Genomic DNA, 21,528 nt, shown 5'->3' with positions numbered 1-21,528 from the left:
CGCCGTGGAACTCAGTCAACTGCTTCAGAACCTTTTAAACGGCCTCGCCATTGGCAGTGTGTACGCCATTTTCGCGCTGGGCTACACCCTGGTCTTTTCCATTCTGGGCATCATCAACTTTGCGCACGGCGCGGTGTTCACCCTGGGCGCCTATTTCACCTACACGCTGGTGGTGGGCGAGTTTTCCAACAACGGGCTTCTCAGGGGCCTCACCCTGTTTCCAAACGGCTCGCCCTTCTCCGGCCAACCGCTGACCTTTGCCCTGGCCACGTTGCTGGGCGCGGCCCTGGCCGGGCTGGTGGCGGTGCTCATTGAGCGCCTCGCTTTCCGGCCCATGCGCTCGCGCAGCGCCGACCCGCTGCTGGCGCTGGTGAGTTCGCTGGGCGTGGCGCTGGTGATCGTGAACCTGATTCAGCTGCTGGTGGGCGCGGAAATCTACAGCTTCCCCGACAATGCCTACGGCGATACGCCGCCCGCCCTGTCTTTCACCCTGGGCGGCAAGGTGGTGATTATCCGCACCGTGCAGGTGATCATCTTCGCGGTCAGCCTCGTCATGCTGGCCGTGCTGGGCTACGTGATTGGCCGCACGAAAATTGGCAAGGCGCTGCGCGCGGTGGCCGAAAACCCTGGCACCGCCAGCCTGCTGGGGATCAGCGTGGACCGCTTTATCGTGATTACCTTTTTCCTCTCGGGCTTTGTGGGCGGGCTGGCCGGCACGCTGGTGGGCACGGCCTTCGGGGTGGCGGGGCCCTACTTCGGCGTCACCTACGGCCTCAAGGAGCTGGCGGTGATTGTGCTGGGCGGCCTGGGCAGTATTCCGGGCGCGGTGCTGGGGGGGCTGGTGATCGGGCTGGCAGAAGCCTTTGTGCCCGCCGATTACTCGGCCTACAAGGACGCGGCGGCCTTTGCGCTGCTGTTCGCCATTCTGCTTGTGCGCCCGCAGGGACTGCTGGGCCGCAGCGCCATCCAGAAGGTGTAACGTGGCCGATTTTCTGCAAACCTACGGCTTCCTGATTGCCACCATGCTGCAGGCGGGCCTGCTGGGCTTAAGCCTCTATTTTCCGCTGCAGGCCGGGCAGCTCAGCCTCGCCAGCCCAGGCTTTTACGCGCTGGGCGGCTACGTGGCGGCCATTATGCTCACCAACCCGGCGTTTGCGGGCCTGCGCGACACGCTGGGGAGCGCCATCTTTCCCCTCACCTGGCTGGCCGGCGCGGTGCTGGGCGGGCTGCTGGGCGTGGTGGTGGGGGTGCCCGCCCTGCGGCTGCGCGGCATTTACCTCGCGCTGGCGACCATTGCCTTTGTGGAGATTCTGCGGGTGGTGGCCCTGAACCTCACCATTACAGGCGGCGCGGTGGGCATCTTCGGGATTCCGCAGGCGTTTGGCTTTCAGGACCGCTGGCCGTACATCTTTCTGTTCGGGCCGCTGCTGGCGCTGACCCTGCTGTTCGCGTGGCAGCTGGAGCGCTCACGGGTGGGCCGGGCGCTGCGCGCCATCCGCGAGGACGAACTGGCCGCCGACGCCATGGGCGTGCCGCCCACCCGCTACAAGGTCCTGGCCTTTGTGATCGGCGCGGTGCTGGCCGGACTGGTGGGCGCCATGAGCGCGCCGTTCCTGAACACCTGGAACGCCAAGCAGGGCACCTTCGACGCCAGCATCACCATTCTGGCGGCGGTGCTGATCGGCGGCAGCCGCAACATCTGGGGTCCGGTGGTGGGCGGCGCGCTGCTGGGCGCCGTGCCCGAGGTGCTGCGCTTCCTGGCCGACTGGCGCCTGGTGATCAACGGCTTGGTGCTGGTGGTCGCCAGCCTGTACCTGCCGCAGGGCATCGTGGGCGCGCTGTCGCGCCTCTCGCGGCCCCGGCCCCCGCAGCGGCCCCCGGTGCAGGGCCCGCCCGTCTCGGTGGCCGAGGTGAAGCCATGACAGCGGCGCCCGTGCTGCAGGCACAGCACATGACCCGGCGCTTCGGCGGGCTGGTGGCCGTCAACGACGTGAGCTTCGAGGTGTACCCGGGCGAGATCTTCGGCCTGATCGGCCCCAACGGCGCGGGCAAGACCACGCTGTTCAACCTGATGACGGGCCTCACCCCGCCTTCGGGGGGCAGCCTGACCTACCAGGGCCAGCGGATTACGGGCCTGCCGCCGCACCGGGTGGCGCAGGCGGGCCTCAGCCGCACCTTTCAGAACATCCGCCTGTTCAAGGGCCTCTCGGCGCTGGAAAACGTGAAGATCGCCCAGCATGCCCGCACCCACGCGGGCCTGTGGCGCGGGGTGTTCGGGGCGGCGCGCGCCGAAGAGCGCTTGGTGGAGCGCCGCGCCTGGGCCCTGCTGGACCTCGTGGGGATGGGGGACCGGGCGGGCGAGCTGGCCGGGAACTTCAGCTACGGCGACCAGCGGCGCCTGGAAATTGCCCGCGCCCTGGCCACCGAGCCGCGCGTGCTGCTGCTGGACGAACCCGCCGCTGGCATGAACACCGCCGAGAAAGGCCAGCTGACCGCCTTTATCCGGCAGGTGCGCGATCAGTTTGATCTGACAGTGCTGGTTATTGAACACCACGTACCGCTGGTGATGAACCTGTGTGACCGCGTGGCGGTGCTGAACTTTGGCGAGCTGATCGCCGTGGGCGACCCTGCCAGCGTGCAGCGCGACCCCCGCGTGATCGAAGCGTACCTGGGAGGCGAATAGATGCCGCTGCTGGAAATCGAGAACCTCAGCGTGAACTACGGCGCCATTCAGGCCGTGCGCGGCCTGTCCCTGACCGTGGACGAAGGCGAGGTGGTCACCCTGATCGGCGCGAACGGGGCGGGGAAGACCACCACGCTGCGGGCGGTGTCGCGGCTGCTGCGGCCGGTGGCGGGCCGCCTCCGCTTTGCCGGGCGCGATATTACCCGCCTGCCCGCCGATGAAGCCGTGCGCCTGGGGATCGCCCAGAGCCCCGAAGGGCGGCAGGTGCTGGCCCGCCAGAGCGTGCAGGACAACCTGGAACTGGGCGCCTACACCCGCAAGGGCGGCGTGCGGGCCGACCTGCAGACCATGTACGAACGCTTTCCCCGCCTGGGCGAGCGCCGGCACCAGCTGGCCGGCACGCTCTCGGGCGGCGAGCAGCAGATGCTGGCCATCGCCCGCGCCCTGATGAGCCGCCCCCGACTGCTGCTGCTGGACGAACCCAGCCTGGGCCTGGCGCCGATCATCGTGCGCGAGATCTTTACCATCATCCGCGAACTGAACGAGCAGGGCGTGACCATTCTGCTGGTGGAGCAAAACGCCCGCCTCGCCATGAACGCCAGTCACCGCACCTATGTTTTGGAGGCCGGGCAACTGACCTTCAGCGGCGACAGTGCCCAGCTGGTGAACGACGAACGCGTGCTGCACGCGTATCTGGGCGGTTAAGGCCCACCGCAATGCCGCGCCCGCTTCCTGGCTGGAGCGGGCGCGGCGGTGTACCGTTGGATTCCTAGCGGTCACCACATGACCTGAAGGGTTCACCTTGAAATCATGTGGGGCGAGCGGCGCGGGTCACCGCGACAGAGGGCGGTTGAAGTGGCGTTGAGGGGGTCCCTCACTCCCCTCAATGGAACGGATGACTGCTGTTAGCCCTGGGGCGCCGCCTCCCGCGCGGTCTTCAGGGCCGCCGCCCACCAGTGCAACTCTGAGAGCATGTTCTGCACGCCGGGCTGCAGGTGCGCCATCTCTTCCAGCGCGGCGCCCGCCTGCCACGCGCCAAAAAAGTCGGCGCCCTGAATGTGCACGCTGGTGCGAATGGGCGCCATCTGCAGTTCCACGGCGATCTGCCGCAGCTGCTCGATGGCCCGCGCGGCCCCCACCGAACCGTAGCCCACAAAGGCCGCCGGTTTCCTGTTCCATTCCGGGTACGAGTAATCCAGCGCGTTTTTCAGCACCCCGGTGGGCGCGTGGTTGTATTCGGGCGTCAGGAAGATGTAGCCGTCGAACTCTGCGATCTTCTGCTGCCAGCGCACGGCCACCTCGTTCTGGGTGGGCGCCCAGGCGTTGGAAGCCACCTCGTCGAAAAAGGGCATGGGATAGTCGCGCAGGTCCACGAACTCGTACTCGGCGTCGGTGCGCCCGGTCAGGATGCCGCGCAGCCACGCCGCCGGCTTGTCTGCAAAGCGCGCGGCGCGGGTGCTGCCGATAATCACAGCGATTTTCATGGTGTGGCCTCCTGGACCGTGGGCGGGGGCGTGGCGGTGAACCCTGCCGCTGGGCCAGCCTCAGGCATACCCCACCGCTCCCCGGGCCGCCACCCGACCCCACTTCATGCTTGTGGCGCCCAGGGCTCATGGAGGCCCCACGCGCCTGTCGCCTTCGCCCCACGAAAACGGGCGGGACTGTTCCCCTCACAGAACAGTCCCGCCCTGGATTTTCTGCAGGCGCTCCGGCTTCAACCCCGGAGCGCGGGGCGCGCGCCGTTACCGCGTGCCGAAGTTCTGCACCCAGTAGGTGCCGTAGGTGCTGCCGGGGCGGTAGGTGTAGCCCACGCCCAGTTCTTTCAGGCCGGGGTCCATCAGGGTCTTGCAGTGGCTGGGGCTGTCCAGCCAGCCCTGCACCACGTTCTGCGCGGTGTAACCGGCGGCAATGTTCTCGCCCACCTGGGTCCAGCCCCGGTAGCCAGCGGCTTCCATGCGCTGGGCGGGGGTGCGGCCCTCGGGGGTGACGTGGTTAAAGTACCCGCGCTCGGCCATATCGGCGGCGTGGCCCCGGGCGGCGGCGGCCAGGTAACCGTTCCAGGTCACGGCGGGCGCGGCGCCGAAGGCCTGTCCCCCGCAGGAGCGGGCCTGGGCGCGGGCCACGTTCACTTCGGCCAGAATCTGGGCTTCCTGGGCGCTCATGGTCTGGTCGCCAGCGCCGCCGCTGGGGGCCGTGCTCTGGCCGCCGCCGGCGGCGCTGCTGCTCACGGTGGTGGGTGCGCTGGCGGCGGGGGCGCTGGGGCCACCACCACAGGAGGCCAGCAGCAGGGCGAAGGGCAACAGGGCAGTCAGGGCAGTTTTGGGCATGTGAGGGTCCTTTTCGCATGTGGCCTGTCGGCGGATGCGGTTGAAGTGCCCTCACGGTACAAATGTCAGACTTTCAGCCCGGTCACTTTCACGAACATGAACGCCCCGCCCCGTAGGGGAAGGCGGCCAGCTGGAACAGAAGCCCGAAAAAAGCCCTCACAGCCGTCATCGGGCCACACTTCAGTCCTCTTTCAAAGCCCCGTCACAACATCAAGCCCCCTGGGGGTCACCCAGGGGGCTACATGAAGGGGGTGTCCAGCGCCCACTCTTCTGTCAGAACGTTGTGACAGCAATGCCGGTTATTTCACGCGGTTCAGGCCGTCCTGGGCTGGTTTGTAGCCCGGGTTCAGCTTCAGGGCGCGCTCGTAGTTCTCGCGGGCCTTCAGGCGGTCGGCGGCCACCGCGCCCGAACCGCGCTCGTAGCTCAGGCCCAGGTAGTACAGGTATTCGGGGGTGTTGCTGCCCAGGGCGGCGGCGCGTGTGAGCTGCTCGCGGGCCCCCTTCAGGTCGCCGCTGTCCAGGGCCAGCCGGCCCAGGTAGTAGTAGAACTCGGGGTAGCGCAGCGGGTCCAGGGTCACGGCCTGGGTCAGCTGGGCGCGGGCGGTGGCGGTGTCCTTGGCCAGGTAGCTGACCACGCCGTACTGGCCCACGGCGTAGGCGTTCTTGGGGGCCAGCCGGGCGGCCTGCGCGGCTTCGGGCCGGGCCGCCGTGAGGTTGCCACTCAGGGCCAGCAGCTTGGCGTAGTAGGCGCGGTTGTACGGATCGCGCGGGTCCACGATCACCGCCTGCTGCAGGCTTTCCAGCGCCAGCGGCAGGTTGCCGGTCGCGTAGTACATGTCGCCCAGGTTGTACAGCAGGATGGCGTTGTCGGCGTTCAGGGCAATCGCCTGCTTGAAGGCGTCAATGGCGCGCGCCGCGTCGCCCTGCAGCTTGTAGACATAGCCGCGCTCGTTCCACACGCGGCTGAGCTGCACGTTCTTGCTGGTGCCGGCCTGGGCCAGGGCCTCGGCGTCGGTCAGCACGCGCAGGGCTTCATTCAGGTTGCCGCTGACGGTGGCGCGGTCCCCAGCCCCGATGTACTGCTGCACATAGGCCTGCGACAGCGAGATATAGGCGTCAAAGTTGCGGCTGTCCAGGCTGATCAGGCGCTTGAGGGTTTCAATGCCCGCGCTGTAGAGGCGCAGCTTGATCTGCGAGCGGCCCAGGCCGATCAGGGCTTCGGGGTTGCGGGGATCCAGTTCGGCCGCCGCGCGGTAGGCCACGTACGCCTGATCAAACTGCCCCTGCTCGTAGTAGTACACGCCCAGCGCCACGTAGTTGGCGGCGGGAATGGCGCGCGGGGCGGCAGGCGCGGGGGCAGCGGCCGGGGCCGCCGCTGGGCTGGTGGGGGTGGCAGGCGCAGCGGGCGCGGTCTGCGCGCCGGCCAGGCCCAGCGTGATCAGCAGGCCCAGCAGGCCGGTTGTGGTGCGTCGATTCACTCGGAAACCTCCGTGGGGCGCTGCGCGGCGTCGCGGCGCGGCCTCACCCTGCCAGAAATGGGCATAAGGGCATGATACGTGAGAACGCCGACAAATCGGGTGAAGTGGCCGTGAGAGGGCGGGGGCAGCATAAGGGCAGTGTTCGCGGCCTCTGTGACGCCCATCTGACGGGCGCGCAGCCTGTACAGTCGGGGGCGTGAACGTTGCGCCCACCCGCCCGCGCCGCCTGGGCCTGACCGGCAGCATTGGGGCCGGCAAAAGCACGGTGGCCGCCCTGCTGCGCGCCCACGGCCTGACCGTGCTGGACGCCGATGAACAGGCCCGGCTGGTCACCGCCGAGCCCGAGGTGCTGGCCCAGATAGAGGCCCGCTTTCCCGGCACGGTGGTGGGGGGCGTGCTGGACCGCGCCGCGCTGGCTGCCCGCGTGTTCCCGGACCCAGCGGCCGTGGCCGACCTGAACGCCACCGTGCATCCCCGGGTGCGGGCGCGCATGGCCGCGCTGGAACAGGCGGCGGCCGACCGGGGCGAGGCCTGGGTGGTGCAGGACGTGCCGCTGCTCTTTGAAGGGGGCCTGGACGCCGGTATGGACGCCGTGCTGGTGGTCGACGCCCCGCTGGAGCTGCGCCTGGAACGCGCCCTGGCCCGGGGCGGCCTGACCCGCGAGGACATCCTGGCCCGCGACGCCCGGCAATTCCCTGCCGAAGAGAAGCGCCGCCGGGCCACCTGGGTGATTGAGAACACCGGCGATCTGGCGGCGCTGGAAGCGCAGGTGAAAAGGGTTGTGGAGCGGGGGTTGTGGGTGGTGGGGGCTGTGGGGAGTGGGGAGTAGGACGTGGGAAAAGAGAGGAGGGACGCGCAATCAGCTGCGTCCCTTCCTGCCCTCAGGGGGGGCTCAGGCGCTGGTTTGAGCCCCTACAGCCCACACCCTACTTCCCACTTCCTTTCAGCGCCGCCGCAATGAAGCCGGCGAACGGTGGACTGGGACGCATGGGGCGGCTCTTGAATTCGGGGTGGGCCTGCAGGGCCACGAAATAGGGGTGCCCCGGAATCTCGATGCTCTCCACCAGCCCGGCGCCGCGCCCGGCCACACCGGGGGTCACGCCGCTGATGACCAGCCCGGCCGCCTTCAGTTGGTCGGTGTAGGCGGGGTTTACCTCAAAGCGGTGGCGGTGACGCTCCTTGACCACGCCGCCCTGGGGCACGCCGTACAGCTCAGCAATCTTGGTGCCGGCCGCCAGATTCATGGGCCAGTCGCCCAGGCGCATGGTGCCGCCCATCCCGGCGACCTCCAGCTGTTCGGGCATCAGGTCAATCACCTTGTGGGGGGCGTATTCGTCGAACTCGGCGGAGTTGGCGCCCGCCAGACCGGCCTTATGGCGCGCGTATTCAATCACCGCAATCTGCATGCCCAGGCAGATGCCCAGGTAGGGCGTACCGGTTTCGCGGGCGTACTGCGCGGCGCGGATCTTGCCCTCAATGCCGCGAATGCCGAAGCCGCCGGGCACCAGAATGCCGTCGGCGCCCGAGAGGCGCGAGTGCACGTCCTCGTCAGAAACGCTGGGGTCGGCCAGTTCCTCGGCGTTCACCCAGCGGATGTTCACCCGGGCGTCGTTGGCAATGCCCGCGTGGGTCAGCGACTCCATCAGGGACAGGTAGGCGTCGGGCATGGCGGTGTACTTGCCCGCAATGGCAATCGTGACCTCGCGCGCCGGCTGCTTGATGGTCTTGACGGCGTTCTGCCACACGCCCAGGCTGGGGTGAATGCGCTCCAGCGAGAGCAGGTCTTCCACGACCTTGCCCAGGCCCTGCTCTTCCAGGGCCAGCGGCACCTCGTACACATGCGAGACGTCATAGCTGGAGAACACCCGGTTCTCGCGCACGGACGTAAAGGCCGCAATCTTGCGGGTGATCTCGGGCGGCAGCTTTTCCTTGCTGCGCACCATCACGATGTCGGGGCTGATGCCCACCGAGCGCAGTTCCGCCACCGAGTGCTGGGTGGGCTTGGTCTTGAACTCGTTGCTGGTGCCCAGGTACGGCACCAGCGTGAGGTGCAGGTACAGCACGTTGTCGTCGCCCTCGTCGAATTTGAACTGTCGAATGGCTTCCAGAAAGGGCAGCGACTCAATGTCGCCCACCGTGCCGCCCACCTCGATCAGCACGATCTCGGCGCCCGCCGTCTCGCCGGCGGCGCGGATACGGCGCTTGATCTCGTCGGTGACGTGCGGAATCACCTGCACGGTCTGCGACAGGTAATCCCCGGCGCGTTCCTTGCGAATCACCTCCTGGTACACCTGCCCGGTGGTGATGTTGCTGCCCGGCGGAATATCCAGGTCCAGAAAGCGCTCGTAGTTGCCGATGTCCAGATCTGTCTCGGCGCCACTGGCGGTCACGAAGACCTCGCCGTGTTCGTAGGGCCGCATGGTGCCCGCGTCAATGTTGATGTAGGGGTCGATCTTGACCGCCGTGACCTTGTAGCCGCGGGCGCGCAGCAGGGCCCCCAAACTGGCGCTTGCCACGCCCTTCCCAAGGCTGCTCACCACGCCGCCCGTCACAAAGATGTATTTCATGCCTGACCGCGAGCGCCTGACCCCCACCTGCGGGGGCCAAAAAGAAAAACCGGGGCGCTCGGCCTCCGGGATTTCATGGTAGCACGCCCCTGGCCCTGTGGGGGGAGGGGCGCTTACGGGGGCAGGGTGCCAATGTTGCGCGGCGCAGCGCTGAGTGCCTGGGTCCAGGTGCTGGGGTCCGCAGAGGTGCGCGCCGGAATATTGACCTCCTTGCCCGAGGCCACGCGGCTGAGGCTGAGGTTCAGGGTCACGCGTACATTGCCGGGGGTCTGGGGGGCGTCGGCCTGGATGGTAAACAGGCGCGGCAGGTTGGTCACGGCGGGCTGCACGTAGTCCAGCAGCAGGCGGCCCGTTTCGCCCGACAGACCTCCCCCTGAAGAGCAGCTGCCCTCGGTCAGGCGCGCCTGAAGCTGGGCCAGTGTGGGGGCACTGGTTCCGGGAAAGCGGCAGCGGTATTCCACCAGCAGCCAGCGGTCAGCGTTGGCGGGGTCCATCCCAGGGTGATTCTGGCCGTCCGGGTCAATGTTCCGCACCCAGGTGTCGCGCAGCACCGGGTAATAGGCAATGAAGTAGTAGCAGCCAGCCCTGGCCTCCTCGTCTGCATTAGAGCACGTGGCCACATCGCGCCGGGGCGCCCTGATCAGCGCCAGGATGGGTGCATTCGCGTCGCCCACCCGCCAGCTGCCCCCCCCGGGGCGCCGGGTGGTGTCGCCGCCTCCCAGGTTCAGGGTGGTGCCGTCCGGGTAGACATATGCCGCTTCGCGCACGTTGGTGGCGATGTAGTTCATGGCGATCTGCCCTTCTTGCAGCAGCTCGTTGCGCGCCTGCAGGTTGGTGGCGCTGCCAGAACTGGAAATGAGCAGGTTCGAGGCAGCAAACAGCACGACCAGCGCCAGGGCCACCGCCACCAGCAGTTCAATGAGGGTAAAACCGGCGCTTTTCATGGACGGGCCACATCCACACTGAGGGTGGACTGTGCGGTGCCGGAGCGTGCCACCAGCTGCACGCGGCGCACAGGCGCAGGGTCAGGGGTGTTGCCACTGCAGCTGGCGTTCAGCGTTACCGTGCCTGTGGGGGCACCGTTCAGATCCAGATTGGTGACGGTCAGCGTGGTGCCGGATGGAATGGTCGCGGTGGTGCAGCGCTGGTCATACATGGCCAGCGAGAGCCAGTCGCCGCGAATGGTTTCCAGCACCTGCTGCGCCGTCTGGGTGGCCCCCACCTGCTGGGTGCTGCGCTGGGTGAGGCCAAAAAAGCCGGTCAGGGGGGTGAGCACCACCATCACAATCACGCTGACCAGCAGCACGCCCACCAGCACTTCAACAATCGTGATTCCGCCCCGCGTTTCAGTTCGTTGCATCGATCATGACCTTCCCCGTGATCCCTACCACTTTGACTTTGATTTCGCGCCCGCCGGGGTGGCGCAGGGTCCAGACCACGCCGGTGCCGTCGGTGGTGCCGTTGGGCGCCTCGTACTTCACCCGGTTGCCGCCTCTGACATCAGTGGCCACCACACCGCCCGGAAGGGTACGGGTCTGCGGGGTATCCGTGCCGCGCGTGACGGTGTAGGCGGGCGTATTCAGGGTCACGTCCAGCTGGGTGTCCTGCCCGCTTTTAAGTGTGTCACTGCGCGCCTGTCGCAGGTCGCCGGCCAGCTGTGAGGCGGCCTCGCGCAACTGGGCGGACCGGTAACTGCCCAGCAGATTAAAGCCCAGCACGCCCGCCAGAATGCCCAGAATGGCCATCACGACCAGCAATTCCAGCAGGGTGAAGGCCTGAAGGTGGGGTCGAGGCCGGATCACGGCGTTGGCTCCCGCTGGTCGTTGGCCGTGCTGCTTACGCTGTCGCCGCGCAGGCGCAGCGGTTGGTTCAGAGGCTGCACGTCTTTGTCCATCAGGGCCATCTGCCAGTTGCGGGCGGTGGGGAAGTAGGGGGGCTCGTAGCCCTGCAGGGTCCGTGGGTCGAAGACAAAGTTGCGGCCGTACCCGCTGGTGGCGGTGTCACCGCTGAAGGTGCCAAAAGCCCCGTAATAGTTCTCGATGATGCCGCCCACGAGGTTGACCGTGCCCATGGCCGGCCCCTGGTTGTACTGGTCCACCCGCACGGCGCCGGTTCCCGCCATCAGCACCGCGTGAATGGACGGGTCCGTGCCCATCTGGTCTTTCATGAGGTTGACGTTGCCCTGCGCCGAGTAAATGCCCAGGATGTTGCGCGTGTCGAGGTTGTTGCAGGGGGCGGGCGTGACGCTGCCGTCACCGTTGCGCACATGCTGGCCGCTGCAGGGCGGATCGGCGTAGCGCAGGCTGCTGGTGATGTTGATGTCGCCCGCCGCCGCCAGTGTGAGGCCCGCAAACGAGGTCACCGCCGGCCCCGACGCGCCGTTGGGCCCGGCATTCAGATTCGCCACCTTGCCGCCCACATACAGCACGCCGTTAAACGTTGAGGCGGCGCCGGGCTTGAACGACCCGTCAGGCTGACGCTCCGCGCCCTTCCACTGGCCGTCGGTATCCAGGAGTTGCAGGGTGCCGTTCTGACCCAGGGCCAGTTGCGTGGTGACCGGCCCACTGGGACCCGGCACGGTGTAGGTGATGCGCTGAACCGTCTGTCCGTTCACGGTACCCTGGTACAACTGCAGTTCATTCACGTCGCCGGGAATGCTGACGCCGCCGCTCAGGGCTTCGCGCTGCTGGTCACTGCCGTTCTCGGGCAGTTGGACGTACGGGGCATTCCAGTTCACGCCCTGGCTGAATTGCGGCGTGGCGCAGCCGGTGCCGCCCGCGTTACACCGCGACGGTGCCTGATCGTTGGGGCTCATGGTCGTGGCAGAGACAAAAGTGCCGTTCAGATTGGCGCCAGGAACGGCCGCCACCGCGCAGGTGGGGCCTGTGGGCCCGGTGGTGATCTGTCCGGCCGGGCAGCCCGCGCTGGTGACAGCGCCACCAAACCAGGGCTGGCCCACGATATTGAAGTGCTGATTGGTGTGCACTGGGCCGCTGAACAGGGTGCGACTGGTGAAGTAGATCCCTTCACCACGACCTTCAGATTCGCCGCTGAGGTAGTGGTGATTGGTAAACAGGGCGTTGGGCGCCAGCGAGGGCCGCTGAATGAGCAGATTGAGTGTGTCCTGGTCGGCACGCACTGTCACCCGGCGCTCGGCGCCGCTGGCCTGGGCGCTGGCCTTCACGTCCGGCACGTTGAACTCCAGCCGGTAGCCATTGGCGCTGGCCTTGACCACTTTCTGTGGCCTCAGTCCATAGGTCACGGCGTACGTGGCGCCTTCCAGGCTGCCGTTCAGGGCCACCCCAGTCTGCCCCGAGAACATCTCGGACCAGAATTGCCGCCGCTGGGCGTCGGTGGTGTTGGGCAGGCCCACAGCGGCAAATGCGGCGGCGTCCACCGCGCGCATCAGCACGTTCACCCGAGGATTATTGGGATCGGCCTCGGCCAGGCCCTGCGGGCGGGTGCTCAGCGTGCACACCGTGTCGCCTACCTTCAGGCCCGCTGGCAGGCTGGATAACCCGCACAAGGCCGCCACATCGGCTTCGATCTGGGGAATGGTGGTGGTGGTGGCAAAGCGGGCGCTGCTGATCAGGGTCTGCGCCGCGCGCAGCCTCGCCTGCACCCGCGCCGCGCCGGATTCGGCAGCGTATTGGGCGCGCAGGGTGGCGTCCTGGTCGGCGCTGGACCGCCGTGTAGACAGCGTGACTTGGGCCGTAATGCTCATGATGACCGCCAGCAGCAGCATAACGAGCAGCAGGGTCACGATCAGGGTCGCTCCCTGGGTGCGGTGGTTCGGCGGCATGACGCCCAGTATGAAAGCCAGATGCGAAAAATCTCACCCCCCTGTTCGGGGAGTGTGGAAAATCCCAGATTCGCTAGGCGGCCTGTGACAGTTCTGTCACAGTAAAAGGCTAGCGCCCGCGAATTCGTTCCAGCAGCGCGGTGCAGCGTTCCTCGCGCTGGCGCCCGGCGGCCTTGGCCCAGGCGCTGGCCGAGCCCACCGCGAAAAAGCGTTCGCGGGCCCGGGTGAGCGCCGTGTACACCAGATTGCGGCTCAGCATGGGCATATGCACCTCGTGCAGTACGCCCAGCACGGTCCCCCATTCGCTGCCCTGGGCGCGGTGCACCGTCAGGGCGTAGCCCAGTTGCAGGTTGAACAGTTCGGCGCCCGCCAGTTCCACCACGTTGCCGTCAAAGTCCACCGTCAGGCGCCCGCCCCCGTCTTTCAGCACGGTGCCCACGGTGCCGTTAAAGACCTCGTTGGTGTAGTCGTTTTTCGTCTGCACCACCACGTCTCCGGCGCGGGCCTGCCCGTCGGCAATGCGCACGCCGCCCTCGCCGGGGTTAAAGAGGCTCTGCAGGTGGTGGTTGAGCATCTCCACGCCCAGCGGCCCCTTGCGCATGGGGGTCAGCACCTGCACCTGCCCCGGCCCGCCCAGATCGCGCACCAGCAGCGCCACGCGCCGCGCGCCGGTGTCCGGCTCGGTTTCCGTGAGGTTCAGGCGGGGGTCACCCCACACCGGGGGCTGCCCGTCCAGCAGGCCGTGGGCCGCGCGGATAATCGGGTTCTGCGCCGCCTGACGGTACACCTGGGTCAGGCGCACGGTGGGGGCCACCTGGGTCAGCGCGTGCAGGGGCAGGCCCGCGTCCACCGGGGGCAGCTGGTCGGTGTCGCCCACCAGCAGCACCCGCGCGCCCGGCGGCACCGCCGAGAGCAGCGAGAGCATCAGCCCGTCGCCGCACATACTCACCTCGTCCACGATCAGCAGGTCGTAGGGCGCCGGTTCCAGGTGGTTGTGCCGGAAACCCGCCGGGCCGTACCCCAGCAGGCGGTGAATGGTGCTGGCGGTGCGGCCCGTAACCTCGCCCAGCCGCCGCGCGGCCTTGCCGGTGGGGGCGCACAGGCCCACCTCCAGCCCCAGCTTCTCGGCCAGATCGGCCACCGCGCGGGTGGTGGTGCTTTTGCCGGTGCCGGGACCGCCCGTCAGCACCACCAGGCGGTGGTCTTCCAGCAGGTTCAGCACGCTGGCCTGTTCCTCGGACAGGCCCTTGGCCGCGCCCCGGGGCACCGTCCAGTCCTGCCCGGCCGGCGGGGTGGCCAGCAGGGTGCGGATCAGGCCGGCGAGCTTTTTCTCGGCGCGCAGCACGGGGGGCAGGTAGATGCGGCTGGGGTCGTGCAGGGCGTCTTCGGTGTCCAGCAGGGGCGGGGCGTCGTCGGTCAGGCGGCCCAGTTCCACCGCTGTGTCCACCGCCAGGCGGGCCTGCGCGGGGGTCACGCGGGTGTAGTGCGCCACGCCCTTCTCGGCCCGGCCCCGGGGCAGGTACGAGTGCCCGCCCTGCTGCGCCGCCTGCTGCAGCGCGTAGACGGCAGCGGCGGTCAGGCGCCGGGGGTCGTCTTGGGCACCGCCCCGGGCCTGCCACAGCTTGTCGGCGGTGACAAAGCCGATGCCTTCTACCTCGGTCAGCGTGAACAGATCGGCTTCCAGGCGTTCCAGGGCGGTCTCGCCAAAGTGTTTGACCGCCCGCTGCGCCTGCGAGATGCTCAGGCCCAGGCCCTGCAGGCCGGCCAGCAGGCGCCGCTCCAGGCCCTGCTGCGACCAGCTCTGCACCATCTTGTGCAGGGTGCTTTGGGTCACGCCGGGCACCTGCAGCAGGCGCTCGGGTTCAGTTTCCAGCACGTCGAAGGTGCCGGGCCCAAAGGTCTTGGCAATGCGCCCGGCCAGCACCTTGCCCACGCCGCCCACCCGCGCTTCCAGGTAGGCCGCCACCCCGGCTTCGGTGAGGTCGGCGGGCTGGGCTTCCAGCACCATGTTCAGCACCCGGTACTGGTAGCCGTACTCGCGGTGCTCCTCCATCAGCACCTCGGCGCTGAAGGTGTCGCCCGCTTCCAGGGGCGGCATCACGCCGATCACGGTGGCGTCGGGGTCCTCGCCCTCTGTATTGCGAATGCGGGCCGACATGACCGTAAAGCCGGATTCGGCGCGAAACCGCACCTTGTTGACGCCGCCAGACACGCGGAAAGCTTCGGTGGGAGGGGCGGCCGACATGAGACTCACAGCATAGCGTGGCCCATGCCATTTCGTCGTGAGCGGAATGGAACGCAGGGTGGCACACTGGGGACGTGCTCCCCGACGCCTTCACCGCGCGCACCCCAGAACAGGCCCGGCTGCTGCTGGCCGAAGACACTGTGAACGTCCTGGGCCCCCTTGTGCCCCAAGCCCTGAGCGCCAGTGAGGTCGCGCGGCGCTGCGGGCGCCCGCTGAAAACCACGCACCACCACCTCACGCGCCTGCTGGGGGCCGGGCTGGTGGTGGTGGCGGGCGAGCGGCCCCGGGACGGGCGCCCCATCAAGCTCTACCGCGCGGTGGCCCGCACCTTCCGGGTGCCCTTTGCCCTCACGCCGCACGCCACGGTCGAAGACCTGCTCTCCCGCGTGGGCACCCTTTTTGTTCAGGAGGTCACCCACGAACTGGCGCGGCTGTTTGCGGGGGACAGCGGCACCGAACTGCTCGTGGCCACGGACGCGCTGGGTCAGCTGGGCATGAGCGTGGCGCCGCAGGCCCTGAAAACGCCGCCGCCCCACGGCGCCGTGGGCAACATGGGGCGCCGCACGCTGACCCCGCAGAGCCAGCGCGAACTGGAAAGGCGCCTGCGCGACCTGCTGGCCTGGGTGGACGAGCAGGCCGCCGCCGACCAAGCGGTCCCGGGGGCCCAGCCCTGCCTGCTGGGCCTGCTGTTCACGCCGGTGCAGGGGGGCCATGAGCCATGAGCCATGAGCCATGAGCCATGAGCCATGAGCCATGAGCCATGAGCCATGAGCCATGAGCCATGAGCCATGAGCCATGAGCCATGAGCCATTTTCCCTCAGGGCTTGGCGGGGAGGGGGCCCGGGATGGGGCTGGGGAGCGCCGCGCGCCGGTCACGGCGCAGCAGGCCAGCCCACACCGGGGCCGCCAGCAGGGACAGCGCGCCGGCCACGGCGAACACGGTGGCGATGGGCACCCGGTCTGCCACCGGGGCCAGGGCCAGCAGAACCAGGGGCATGCCGGCCATGCTCACCATGGTCAGCAGGCTGCCCACGCGGCCGTAAAAGGCCGGGTCCACCCGCTGCTGGAAAATCACCCCAATTGAGACGTTGGTGGCGGCATTGAACAGGCCCAGCAGGGCGGCCAGCGCGTACATCTGCCCGGCACTCTGCGACAGGCTCAGGGCCAGCACCGCCGCGCCCATGCCCGCTAAGCCCCACACGCTCAGGCGCGTGGGCGACAGCCGCTGTCCCAGCGCCGCCAGGGTAAAGCTGCCCAGGGCCAGCCCCCCCAGCATCAGGCCGAAGAACAGGCCAAAGCCCTGGGCGCCAACCCCCAGGGCGGTCATGCGGGCAGGCAGCAGCATCTCCAGCGGCGCGAACGAGGCGTTCAGCAGAAACGCCAGCGCGGGCAAGCCCAGGATCAGCGGGCTTTGCCGGGCATAGGCCAGCCCCGCGCGGAAGTCGGCCCAGAACGGCGGCCGCGCCGCCTGGGGCGCGCGGGCGGGCAGCTGCACCAGCAGAAGCAGCCCTGCGAACAGCAGGAACGAGGCGCCGTCCAGCAGCAGGGCGGGCGCGCTGCCCAGGGTGCCCACCAGCACCCCGCCGCCCACCATGCCCACCAGTTGCATGGTCTGCGTGGCGCCCTGCATCAGCCCGGCGGCGCGCTGCACCTGATCCGGCGGCACCAGCCGGGGCGTAATGCCCATGCTGGCCGGCCCGTAAAAGGCACCGATCAGCCCGGTCAGCAGGGACGCGGCGTAGATGACGCCCAGGGGCACCTCGCCCCGCAGGGCCAGCAGGCCCACACCCACTTGCAGCAGCCCGCGCAGCACGTTGCCCAGCACCAGGGGCAGGCGCAGCGGCAGGCGGTCCACCAGCGTGCCGAACAGCGGGGCAAGCAGCCCCGGCAGCAAGGCCAGGGCGAGGTTCACCCCCATCAGGCCCGCGCTGCCGGTCTGGTGCAGCACCAGAAAGCTGGTGGCAATTCCGGCCAGGGCGGTGCCCAGGGCACTCTGCGCGTTGCCCACCCACCACAGCACGAACGAGCGGTTCCACAGGCGGTCCGGGGCCGGGGTCGGGGCAGGCGGCAGCGTCATGGCCCCAGCGTGCGCCCCGGGCTACTCCGGGTGCGAGGCCCGGCGTGAAGTAGAGGGGGACAGGGCCCCGGGGCTGGCAAGAGGGTTGCTGTTGCGCGGCACCCCCCTCCTGCGGCGCTTCGACTTCTCCTTTCAGTGCAGCGGAACGTGGCCGGGGAAGCCGATCACCCAGTCCAGCAGGTCGCCGACCATGGCGCTGGCGGTGACCATGCCGCCCGCGCCGCCGCCGGCAAACAGCAGGGTGCCGCATTCCTCGCCCTCGTACACCATCGCGTTGCGGCCCGCGCCGCCGTTGCAGAGGGCGTGGCTGTCGGGCAGGGACTGGGGCGACACCCGGCCCCGCCAGCGATCCCCCTCGCGCGCCAGTTCGGCCACCAGCTTGATGCGTTCGCCCCGGGCGCGCGCCGCCTGCACGTCGTCCAGGGTCACGCCTTCAATGCCCTGCACCTCCACGTCCTCGTAGCGGAAGTTGCCGTCGGCGCAGAAGCGGGCCAGCACGGTCAGCTTGTGGGCGGTGTCAAAGCCCCCCACGTCCAGGGTGGGCGGGTCTTCGGCGTAGCCCAGGGCCTGCGCTTCGGATAGGGCCTGCTCGTAGGATTTGCCGCCCTCCATCTGGGTGAGGATGTACAGGCAGGTGCCGTTCAGGACCGCCTGCAGGCGGGTAAAGGTGCTGGCGCGCAGCACCGTGCTCATGGGGCCAATCACCGGGGTTCCGGCCATCACCGACGCCTCGTAGTACAGTTTGCCGTTCAGGGCGTACTCGCGCAGGTCGTCCCAGCGTTCGGCCAGCAGCGCCTTGTTGGCGGTGATCACCGGCCGCCCGGAGCGCAGGTAGGGGTGCAGCAGGGCCAGGGGCCGCTCGATGCCGCCCATCGCCTCAATCACCACGCCGCACTCCTGCAAGAAGGCGGGGTCCGCCGTCAGTGGGGTGCCGGGGGGGCAGTCGCGGGGCTTGCCCGGGTCACGCACCAGCACCCCGGCCACCTCAATCCGCACGCCCAAGTCGGCAAAGATGGCGGCGCGGCGCTCGATCAGGGTCAGGACATTCTGGCCCACGGTGCCGCAGCCCAGCAGCCCCACAGTCACGGTTCTCATGCGCCCGACTGTAGCGCCGCCGGGCACAGCGGCCGGGGACCGGGTTAGACGGATGGCGAGGAAAGGGCGTGACGCTTGGCAGACTTTTTTTTGACCGAGGAGCCTCGGAGAGCGGCAAAGCAGGAGCAGTGACGGCTGTCCGTGGATTGAACAGGAAGGCTCTGCAGAGGAGAGACAGCCGGTTCTCTGCCAGTGGTTTCGGGGACGCACTGTAGCTGGATCAGCAAAGGCCACGTTTCAGCTGGCGCGGTCCATTGGAGACGTGGCTGTCCCTGCCTTGTGGGAAACTCGCAGAGCGGCGCCGCAGTGGGAGCAGCGGGCCTGTCGGCCCACACGGCGGATTTGCAAGGGTCCTGTCGGCGGTTTTCCAAACTGTCTGCCCCGTCGTTCCTCCCAACCCAGCCTGCCTCGCCACGCCCGCCGACCCTCCCAAACGTAAGGAATTCACGCGGGTGTCGTGTCAGCTGCGCGATATGGCTGGACGCTAGACTGCGCCTATGTTGCCTGTGTCCACCTTCTGTATCTTCCGTCTGCCTGGGGTGTCCCGGCGTCGGCGCGGCTGGCGAACGTGAGCGCCCGGCTCTCGGCCCTCGCCTCCGAATTCGGGATGGTCGAGCGTGCGTTGGGCGACCCCGCCGCCCTGGCTGACCCCCGCGAGTACGCCCGGTTAACGCGCCGCCACCGCGAACTGCTGCCCCTGATGACTGTGCTGCGCGAGCGCGAGCAGGTGGACGCCGACCTTGCCGGCGCCCGCGAACTGCTCGCGGACCCCGATATGCGCGACCTCGCCGCCCAGGAAATTCAGCAGCTCGAAGCCAGGGCGGCCGAACTGGAAGGCGAACTGGTGGTGCTCCTGCTGCCCACCGACCCCGATGACCCTAAGGACGTGATTCTGGAACTGCGCGCCGGGGCCGGCGGCGCCGAGGCCGGGCTGTTCGTGATGGACCTGCTGCGCTTGTACACCCGTTACGCCGAGGGCGCGGGCCTGCGCCTGAATGTGCTGGACGCCAGCGAGAGTGACCTGGGCGGCGCCAGCAAGGTGGTGGCCGAGGTGACCGGCGACGGCGCCTTCCGCGCCTTCAAGTGGGAGCGTGGCGTGCACCGCGTGCAGCGCGTGCCCGCCACCGAAAGCCAGGGCCGCATTCACACCAGCACCGTCACCGTGGCCGTGCTGCCCGAAGCGGAAGTGGGCGAGGTGCAGCTGGACCTGAGCGAGGTGCGCATTGACGTGTTCCGCTCGCAGGGCGCGGGCGGACAGGGCGTGAACACCACGGATTCCGCCGTGCGCGCCGTGTACCGCCCCGGCACCCCCGACGAGATCATGGTGGTGTGCCAGGACGGCCGCTCGCAGATCAAGAACCGTGAAAAGGCGCTGCAGGTGCTCGCCGCGCGCCTCGCTGAACGTGAACGCGCCGCCCGCGAGGCCCAGGAGCGCAGTGACCGCGCCGCGCAGGTGGGCACGGGCGAACGTAGCGAGAAAATCCGCACCTACAACTACCCACAAAACCGCGTGACCGACCACCGCCTGGAAGGGGAGAGTAAAAACCACCCGCTGGACACGGTGATGACCGGGGCCCTGGCGCCGGTCGTGGCGGCGCTGGCCCGCGCGCAGCGCGAGCGCCAACTGCTGGAGATGGCTGGGGAGGAGCAGCATGGGGCGGCGTGACCTGCTGGTGGCCGCCGGCATTCTGCGTGACCGCTTCGGGCGGGTGCTGCTGGTGGGCAACGACTGGCAGGGGCACGGCCGCGTGCGCCACACCCTGCCCGGCGGCGTGGTGGAACACGGCGAGACCCTCCCCGAAGCCCTGTACCGCGAAATCTACGAGGAAACCGGCCTGAAGCTCACCGGCATCAAGCACATGGCCTACACGGTGCACATCGAAGACGAGCGCCGGGGCGAGCGGGCCATCGCCGTGGCCTTTGAAGCCACCTGGGACGGTCTACTGAACCCCGCCGACCCCGACGGCTTTATCGTCGAGGCGCGCTTTTGCACCCCCGAAGAAGCCCTGGAAAAAATCGAGGCCCCGCCCATGCGCGAGCCGCTCAGCGACTACCTGAAAACGGGCGAGCCGGGCCGCTTCTACGCCTTCAAAGGCTGGGACGGGCGCGGCGGCCTGCGCATCCCGGCCCTGAAGCCCCGACCCTAGCCGCCTTGCCTGATCCAAGACCAGAAAACCGGGCGTGGAGAGACGATTTCTCCACGCCCGGTTTTCCAGCAGAGGGGGAGCCGTTGAACCGCCCCCCGCTTCCTGCTACCCGCCTCCTCTTTACACGTAGTCCACGCTCAGAATCTCGAATTCGGCGGTGCCCTTGGGCAGCTGCACCGTCACCTTCTCGCCCGCCTTCTTGCCGCTCAGGGCCTTGCCGATGGGGCTGGCGTCGCTGATTTTGCCTTTCAGCACGTCCACCTCGTAGGTGCCCACCAATTCAAAATGGTGCTCCTTGCCCTTGGCGTCTTTCACGCGCACCCTGGCGCCCAGGCCCGCGCCGCCCGAGGCGTCTTCTTCGATGATCAGGGCGCGTTCCAGCTGGCTTTCCAGTTCGGCAATGCGGGCCTCGTTCTCACTCTGCTGCATGCGGGCTTCGTCGTAGGCAGCACTTTCACGCAGGTCGCCGTCCTCAATGGCGCGGCCCATGTTCTCGGAGATTTCCTCGCGTTTGGTGGTTTTCAGGTAGTGCAGCGTTTCGAGCAATTTGTCATACCCACGCTGGGTCATGGTGATGCGGTCTTTGGTCATAGACGGTCAAGTATAGGCCCCGGCGCCAACCGGCGCGGTGTGAGATGAACCCGGGAGGTTGACCCTGCGGCGCAGGCCGCTTGCGGCTGCCTTTCCCGCCGTGTTCTCTAAAGGCCAGGCTCAGCCGTGTCCCACCCGGCGCGGGCCGGGCGCGGGCTAGCGTGGGGCCATGACCCGAGACGACCGAGTGGACAGAGACGGCGGTTACGCCCCCGAGGGCGAGATTCGTGACGACGGCACCACAGGCGAACTGCTGCAGGAAAAGATGGTGGCCGAGAGCCTGCTGCACGAGGACGTGATGGGGGAGAGCGTGAACCCCAACGACCAGCCCGGCTTCAACGATGGCCGCCTGGGGGGCCGTGACTTCGAGGACCGCCAGGGCGTGCCCAACAACACGGGCGACAGCGACTTAGAGGGCCGCGCGGCCGGCGGCGAGGGCACCCACCGCAGCGGCGGCATTGACGGCGGCCCCGAGCGCGCCACGCCGCTCTCCGGCACCGATAAGTAGGGCGTCAG

At 68.5% G+C, this 21,528-nt stretch carries 21 protein-coding genes; 9 read left to right on the top strand and 12 right to left on the bottom strand.

Annotated features, from left to right (window positions below):
* Nucleotides 1-4 precede the first annotated feature (4 nt).
* From K7W41_RS07790 to K7W41_RS07775, 4 genes are read left to right on the top strand one after another with little or no spacing between them, the layout of a single operon-like run.
* Nucleotides 5-979: a branched-chain amino acid ABC transporter permease gene (locus K7W41_RS07790; protein WP_224606563.1), complete on the top strand. Its 975-nt coding sequence runs from the start codon at nt 5-7 to the stop codon at nt 977-979.
* A 1-nt stretch (nt 980) separates the two neighbouring features.
* Nucleotides 981-1,922 (top strand): branched-chain amino acid ABC transporter permease, encoded by a 942-nt coding sequence (locus K7W41_RS07785; protein WP_224606562.1) that lies wholly within the window; start codon nt 981-983, stop codon nt 1,920-1,922.
* Nucleotides 1,919-2,683, top strand: coding sequence for an ABC transporter ATP-binding protein (locus K7W41_RS07780; RefSeq protein WP_396115309.1), 765 nt, complete (start codon nt 1,919-1,921; stop codon nt 2,681-2,683). Before K7W41_RS07785 ends, K7W41_RS07780 begins: the two co-directional genes overlap by 4 nt.
* Complete coding sequence (locus tag K7W41_RS07775) at nt 2,684-3,388, top strand: ABC transporter ATP-binding protein (RefSeq protein ID WP_224606560.1); 705 nt, start codon at nt 2,684-2,686, stop codon at nt 3,386-3,388.
* A 200-nt stretch (nt 3,389-3,588) separates the two neighbouring features.
* Here the strand turns inward: K7W41_RS07775 and K7W41_RS07770 are convergent, their stop codons facing one another.
* From K7W41_RS07770 to K7W41_RS07760, 3 genes are all read right to left on the bottom strand, one after another.
* A complete protein-coding gene (locus K7W41_RS07770; RefSeq protein ID WP_224606558.1) occupies nt 3,589-4,167 on the bottom strand; it encodes an NADPH-dependent FMN reductase in 579 nt (192 codons plus the stop codon).
* A gap of 258 nt (nt 4,168-4,425) precedes the next feature.
* Nucleotides 4,426-5,010 carry a CAP domain-containing protein gene (locus K7W41_RS07765; protein WP_224606556.1) on the bottom strand — a complete coding sequence of 195 codons (585 nt, stop codon included), beginning with the start codon at nt 5,008-5,010 and terminating at the stop codon, nt 4,426-4,428.
* A gap of 299 nt (nt 5,011-5,309) precedes the next feature.
* Complete coding sequence (locus K7W41_RS07760) at nt 5,310-6,488, bottom strand: tetratricopeptide repeat protein (protein WP_224606554.1); 1,179 nt, start codon at nt 6,486-6,488, stop codon at nt 5,310-5,312.
* Between the two features lie 196 nt (nt 6,489-6,684).
* Between K7W41_RS07760 and coaE the strand changes: the two genes are divergently transcribed.
* Nucleotides 6,685-7,317 (top strand): dephospho-CoA kinase, encoded by a 633-nt coding sequence (gene coaE, locus K7W41_RS07755; protein ID WP_224606552.1) that lies wholly within the window; start codon nt 6,685-6,687, stop codon nt 7,315-7,317.
* A 97-nt stretch (nt 7,318-7,414) separates the two neighbouring features.
* Here coaE and K7W41_RS07750 read toward each other — a convergent pair whose 3' ends face one another.
* The 6 genes from K7W41_RS07750 to recD2 all read right to left on the bottom strand — a co-directional run bounded on the left by K7W41_RS07750 (nt 7,415) and on the right by recD2 (nt 15,102).
* Nucleotides 7,415-9,055: a CTP synthase gene (locus K7W41_RS07750; RefSeq protein ID WP_224606550.1), complete on the bottom strand. Its 1,641-nt coding sequence runs from the start codon at nt 9,053-9,055 to the stop codon at nt 7,415-7,417.
* A gap of 113 nt (nt 9,056-9,168) precedes the next feature.
* Nucleotides 9,169-9,999: a prepilin-type N-terminal cleavage/methylation domain-containing protein gene (locus K7W41_RS07745; protein WP_224606547.1), complete on the bottom strand. Its 831-nt coding sequence runs from the start codon at nt 9,997-9,999 to the stop codon at nt 9,169-9,171.
* On the bottom strand, nt 9,996-10,415 hold the full coding sequence (locus K7W41_RS07740; protein ID WP_224606544.1) for a hypothetical protein: 420 nt from the start codon (nt 10,413-10,415) through the stop codon (nt 9,996-9,998). The genes K7W41_RS07745 and K7W41_RS07740 overlap by 4 nt, the downstream gene beginning before the upstream one ends.
* The gene (locus tag K7W41_RS07735) at nt 10,402-10,857 is read right to left on the bottom strand and encodes a pilus assembly FimT family protein (RefSeq protein WP_224606541.1); all 456 of its coding nucleotides are present in this window, start codon (nt 10,855-10,857) and stop codon (nt 10,402-10,404) included. The genes K7W41_RS07740 and K7W41_RS07735 overlap by 14 nt, the downstream gene beginning before the upstream one ends.
* Nucleotides 10,854-12,857 carry a DUF4900 domain-containing protein gene (locus K7W41_RS07730; protein WP_224606538.1) on the bottom strand — a complete coding sequence of 668 codons (2,004 nt, stop codon included), beginning with the start codon at nt 12,855-12,857 and terminating at the stop codon, nt 10,854-10,856. The genes K7W41_RS07735 and K7W41_RS07730 overlap by 4 nt, the downstream gene beginning before the upstream one ends.
* Nucleotides 12,858-12,966: 109 nt before the next feature.
* Entirely contained in the window at nt 12,967-15,102 is a 2,136-nt protein-coding gene (gene recD2, locus K7W41_RS07725; protein ID WP_224606535.1) for an SF1B family DNA helicase RecD2, read from the bottom strand.
* Nucleotides 15,103-15,176: 74 nt separating this feature from the next.
* Here recD2 and K7W41_RS07720 point away from each other — a divergent pair, with 74 nt between their 5' ends.
* A complete protein-coding gene (locus tag K7W41_RS07720; RefSeq protein WP_224606532.1) occupies nt 15,177-15,824 on the top strand; it encodes an ArsR/SmtB family transcription factor in 648 nt (215 codons plus the stop codon).
* 95 nt (nt 15,825-15,919) lie between these two features.
* Here the strand turns inward: K7W41_RS07720 and K7W41_RS07715 are convergent, their stop codons facing one another.
* Together K7W41_RS07715 and K7W41_RS07710 are read right to left on the bottom strand one after the other, a co-directional pair.
* Nucleotides 15,920-17,179: an MFS transporter gene (locus K7W41_RS07715; RefSeq protein WP_224606529.1), complete on the bottom strand. Its 1,260-nt coding sequence runs from the start codon at nt 17,177-17,179 to the stop codon at nt 15,920-15,922.
* 132 nt (nt 17,180-17,311) lie between these two features.
* Nucleotides 17,312-18,274, bottom strand: a complete 963-nt coding sequence (locus K7W41_RS07710; protein ID WP_224606527.1) for a homoserine dehydrogenase — start codon at nt 18,272-18,274, stop codon at nt 17,312-17,314.
* Nucleotides 18,275-18,842: 568 nt separating this feature from the next.
* Between K7W41_RS07710 and prfA the strand changes: the two genes are divergently transcribed.
* Nucleotides 18,843-19,940, top strand: coding sequence for a peptide chain release factor 1 (gene prfA, locus K7W41_RS07705; RefSeq protein ID WP_224606526.1), 1,098 nt, complete (start codon nt 18,843-18,845; stop codon nt 19,938-19,940).
* On the top strand, nt 19,927-20,421 hold the full coding sequence (locus K7W41_RS07700) for an NUDIX hydrolase (RefSeq protein ID WP_224606524.1): 495 nt from the start codon (nt 19,927-19,929) through the stop codon (nt 20,419-20,421). Before prfA ends, K7W41_RS07700 begins: the two co-directional genes overlap by 14 nt.
* Nucleotides 20,422-20,541: 120 nt before the next feature.
* On the opposite strand, the gene greA is transcribed toward K7W41_RS07700, so the two are convergent.
* Complete coding sequence (greA, locus tag K7W41_RS07695) at nt 20,542-21,012, bottom strand: transcription elongation factor GreA (protein WP_221088101.1); 471 nt, start codon at nt 21,010-21,012, stop codon at nt 20,542-20,544.
* 169 nt (nt 21,013-21,181) lie between these two features.
* Here greA and K7W41_RS07690 point away from each other — a divergent pair, with 169 nt between their 5' ends.
* Nucleotides 21,182-21,520, top strand: coding sequence for a hypothetical protein (locus K7W41_RS07690; protein ID WP_224606522.1), 339 nt, complete (start codon nt 21,182-21,184; stop codon nt 21,518-21,520).
* Nucleotides 21,521-21,528: the final 8 nt, after the last annotated feature.

It is taken from the genome of Deinococcus multiflagellatus, from assembly GCF_020166415.1.
GTDB lineage: Bacteria > Deinococcota > Deinococci > Deinococcales > Deinococcaceae > Deinococcus > Deinococcus multiflagellatus.
The sequence above is the reverse complement of the archived record's forward strand: the minus strand, read 5'-3'. Positions and strand labels throughout refer to the sequence as shown.

Bases quoted from the DNA above. Each gene is read 5' to 3' on its own strand.
- K7W41_RS07780 (WP_396115309.1), top strand. From the start codon at position 1,919: ATGACAGCGGCGCCCGTGCTGCAGGCACAGCACATGACCCGGCGCTTC.
- K7W41_RS07775 (WP_224606560.1), top strand. From the start codon at position 2,684: ATGCCGCTGCTGGAAATCGAGAACCTCAGCGTGAACTACGGCGCCATT.
- K7W41_RS07770 (WP_224606558.1), bottom strand. From the start codon at position 4,167: ATGAAAATCGCTGTGATTATCGGCAGCACCCGCGCCGCGCGCTTTGCA.
- K7W41_RS07765 (WP_224606556.1), bottom strand. From the start codon at position 5,010: ATGCCCAAAACTGCCCTGACTGCCCTGTTGCCCTTCGCCCTGCTGCTG.
- K7W41_RS07750 (WP_224606550.1), bottom strand. From the start codon at position 9,055: ATGAAATACATCTTTGTGACGGGCGGCGTGGTGAGCAGCCTTGGGAAG.
- K7W41_RS07745 (WP_224606547.1), bottom strand. From the start codon at position 9,999: ATGAAAAGCGCCGGTTTTACCCTCATTGAACTGCTGGTGGCGGTGGCC.
- K7W41_RS07740 (WP_224606544.1), bottom strand. From the start codon at position 10,415: ATGCAACGAACTGAAACGCGGGGCGGAATCACGATTGTTGAAGTGCTG.
- K7W41_RS07730 (WP_224606538.1), bottom strand. From the start codon at position 12,857: ATGCCGCCGAACCACCGCACCCAGGGAGCGACCCTGATCGTGACCCTG.
- recD2 (WP_224606535.1), bottom strand. From the start codon at position 15,102: ATGTCGGCCGCCCCTCCCACCGAAGCTTTCCGCGTGTCTGGCGGCGTC.
- K7W41_RS07715 (WP_224606529.1), bottom strand. From the start codon at position 17,179: ATGACGCTGCCGCCTGCCCCGACCCCGGCCCCGGACCGCCTGTGGAAC.
- K7W41_RS07710 (WP_224606527.1), bottom strand. From the start codon at position 18,274: ATGAGAACCGTGACTGTGGGGCTGCTGGGCTGCGGCACCGTGGGCCAG.
- K7W41_RS07700 (WP_224606524.1), top strand. From the start codon at position 19,927: ATGGGGCGGCGTGACCTGCTGGTGGCCGCCGGCATTCTGCGTGACCGC.
- greA (WP_221088101.1), bottom strand. From the start codon at position 21,012: ATGACCAAAGACCGCATCACCATGACCCAGCGTGGGTATGACAAATTG.
- K7W41_RS07690 (WP_224606522.1), top strand. From the start codon at position 21,182: ATGACCCGAGACGACCGAGTGGACAGAGACGGCGGTTACGCCCCCGAG.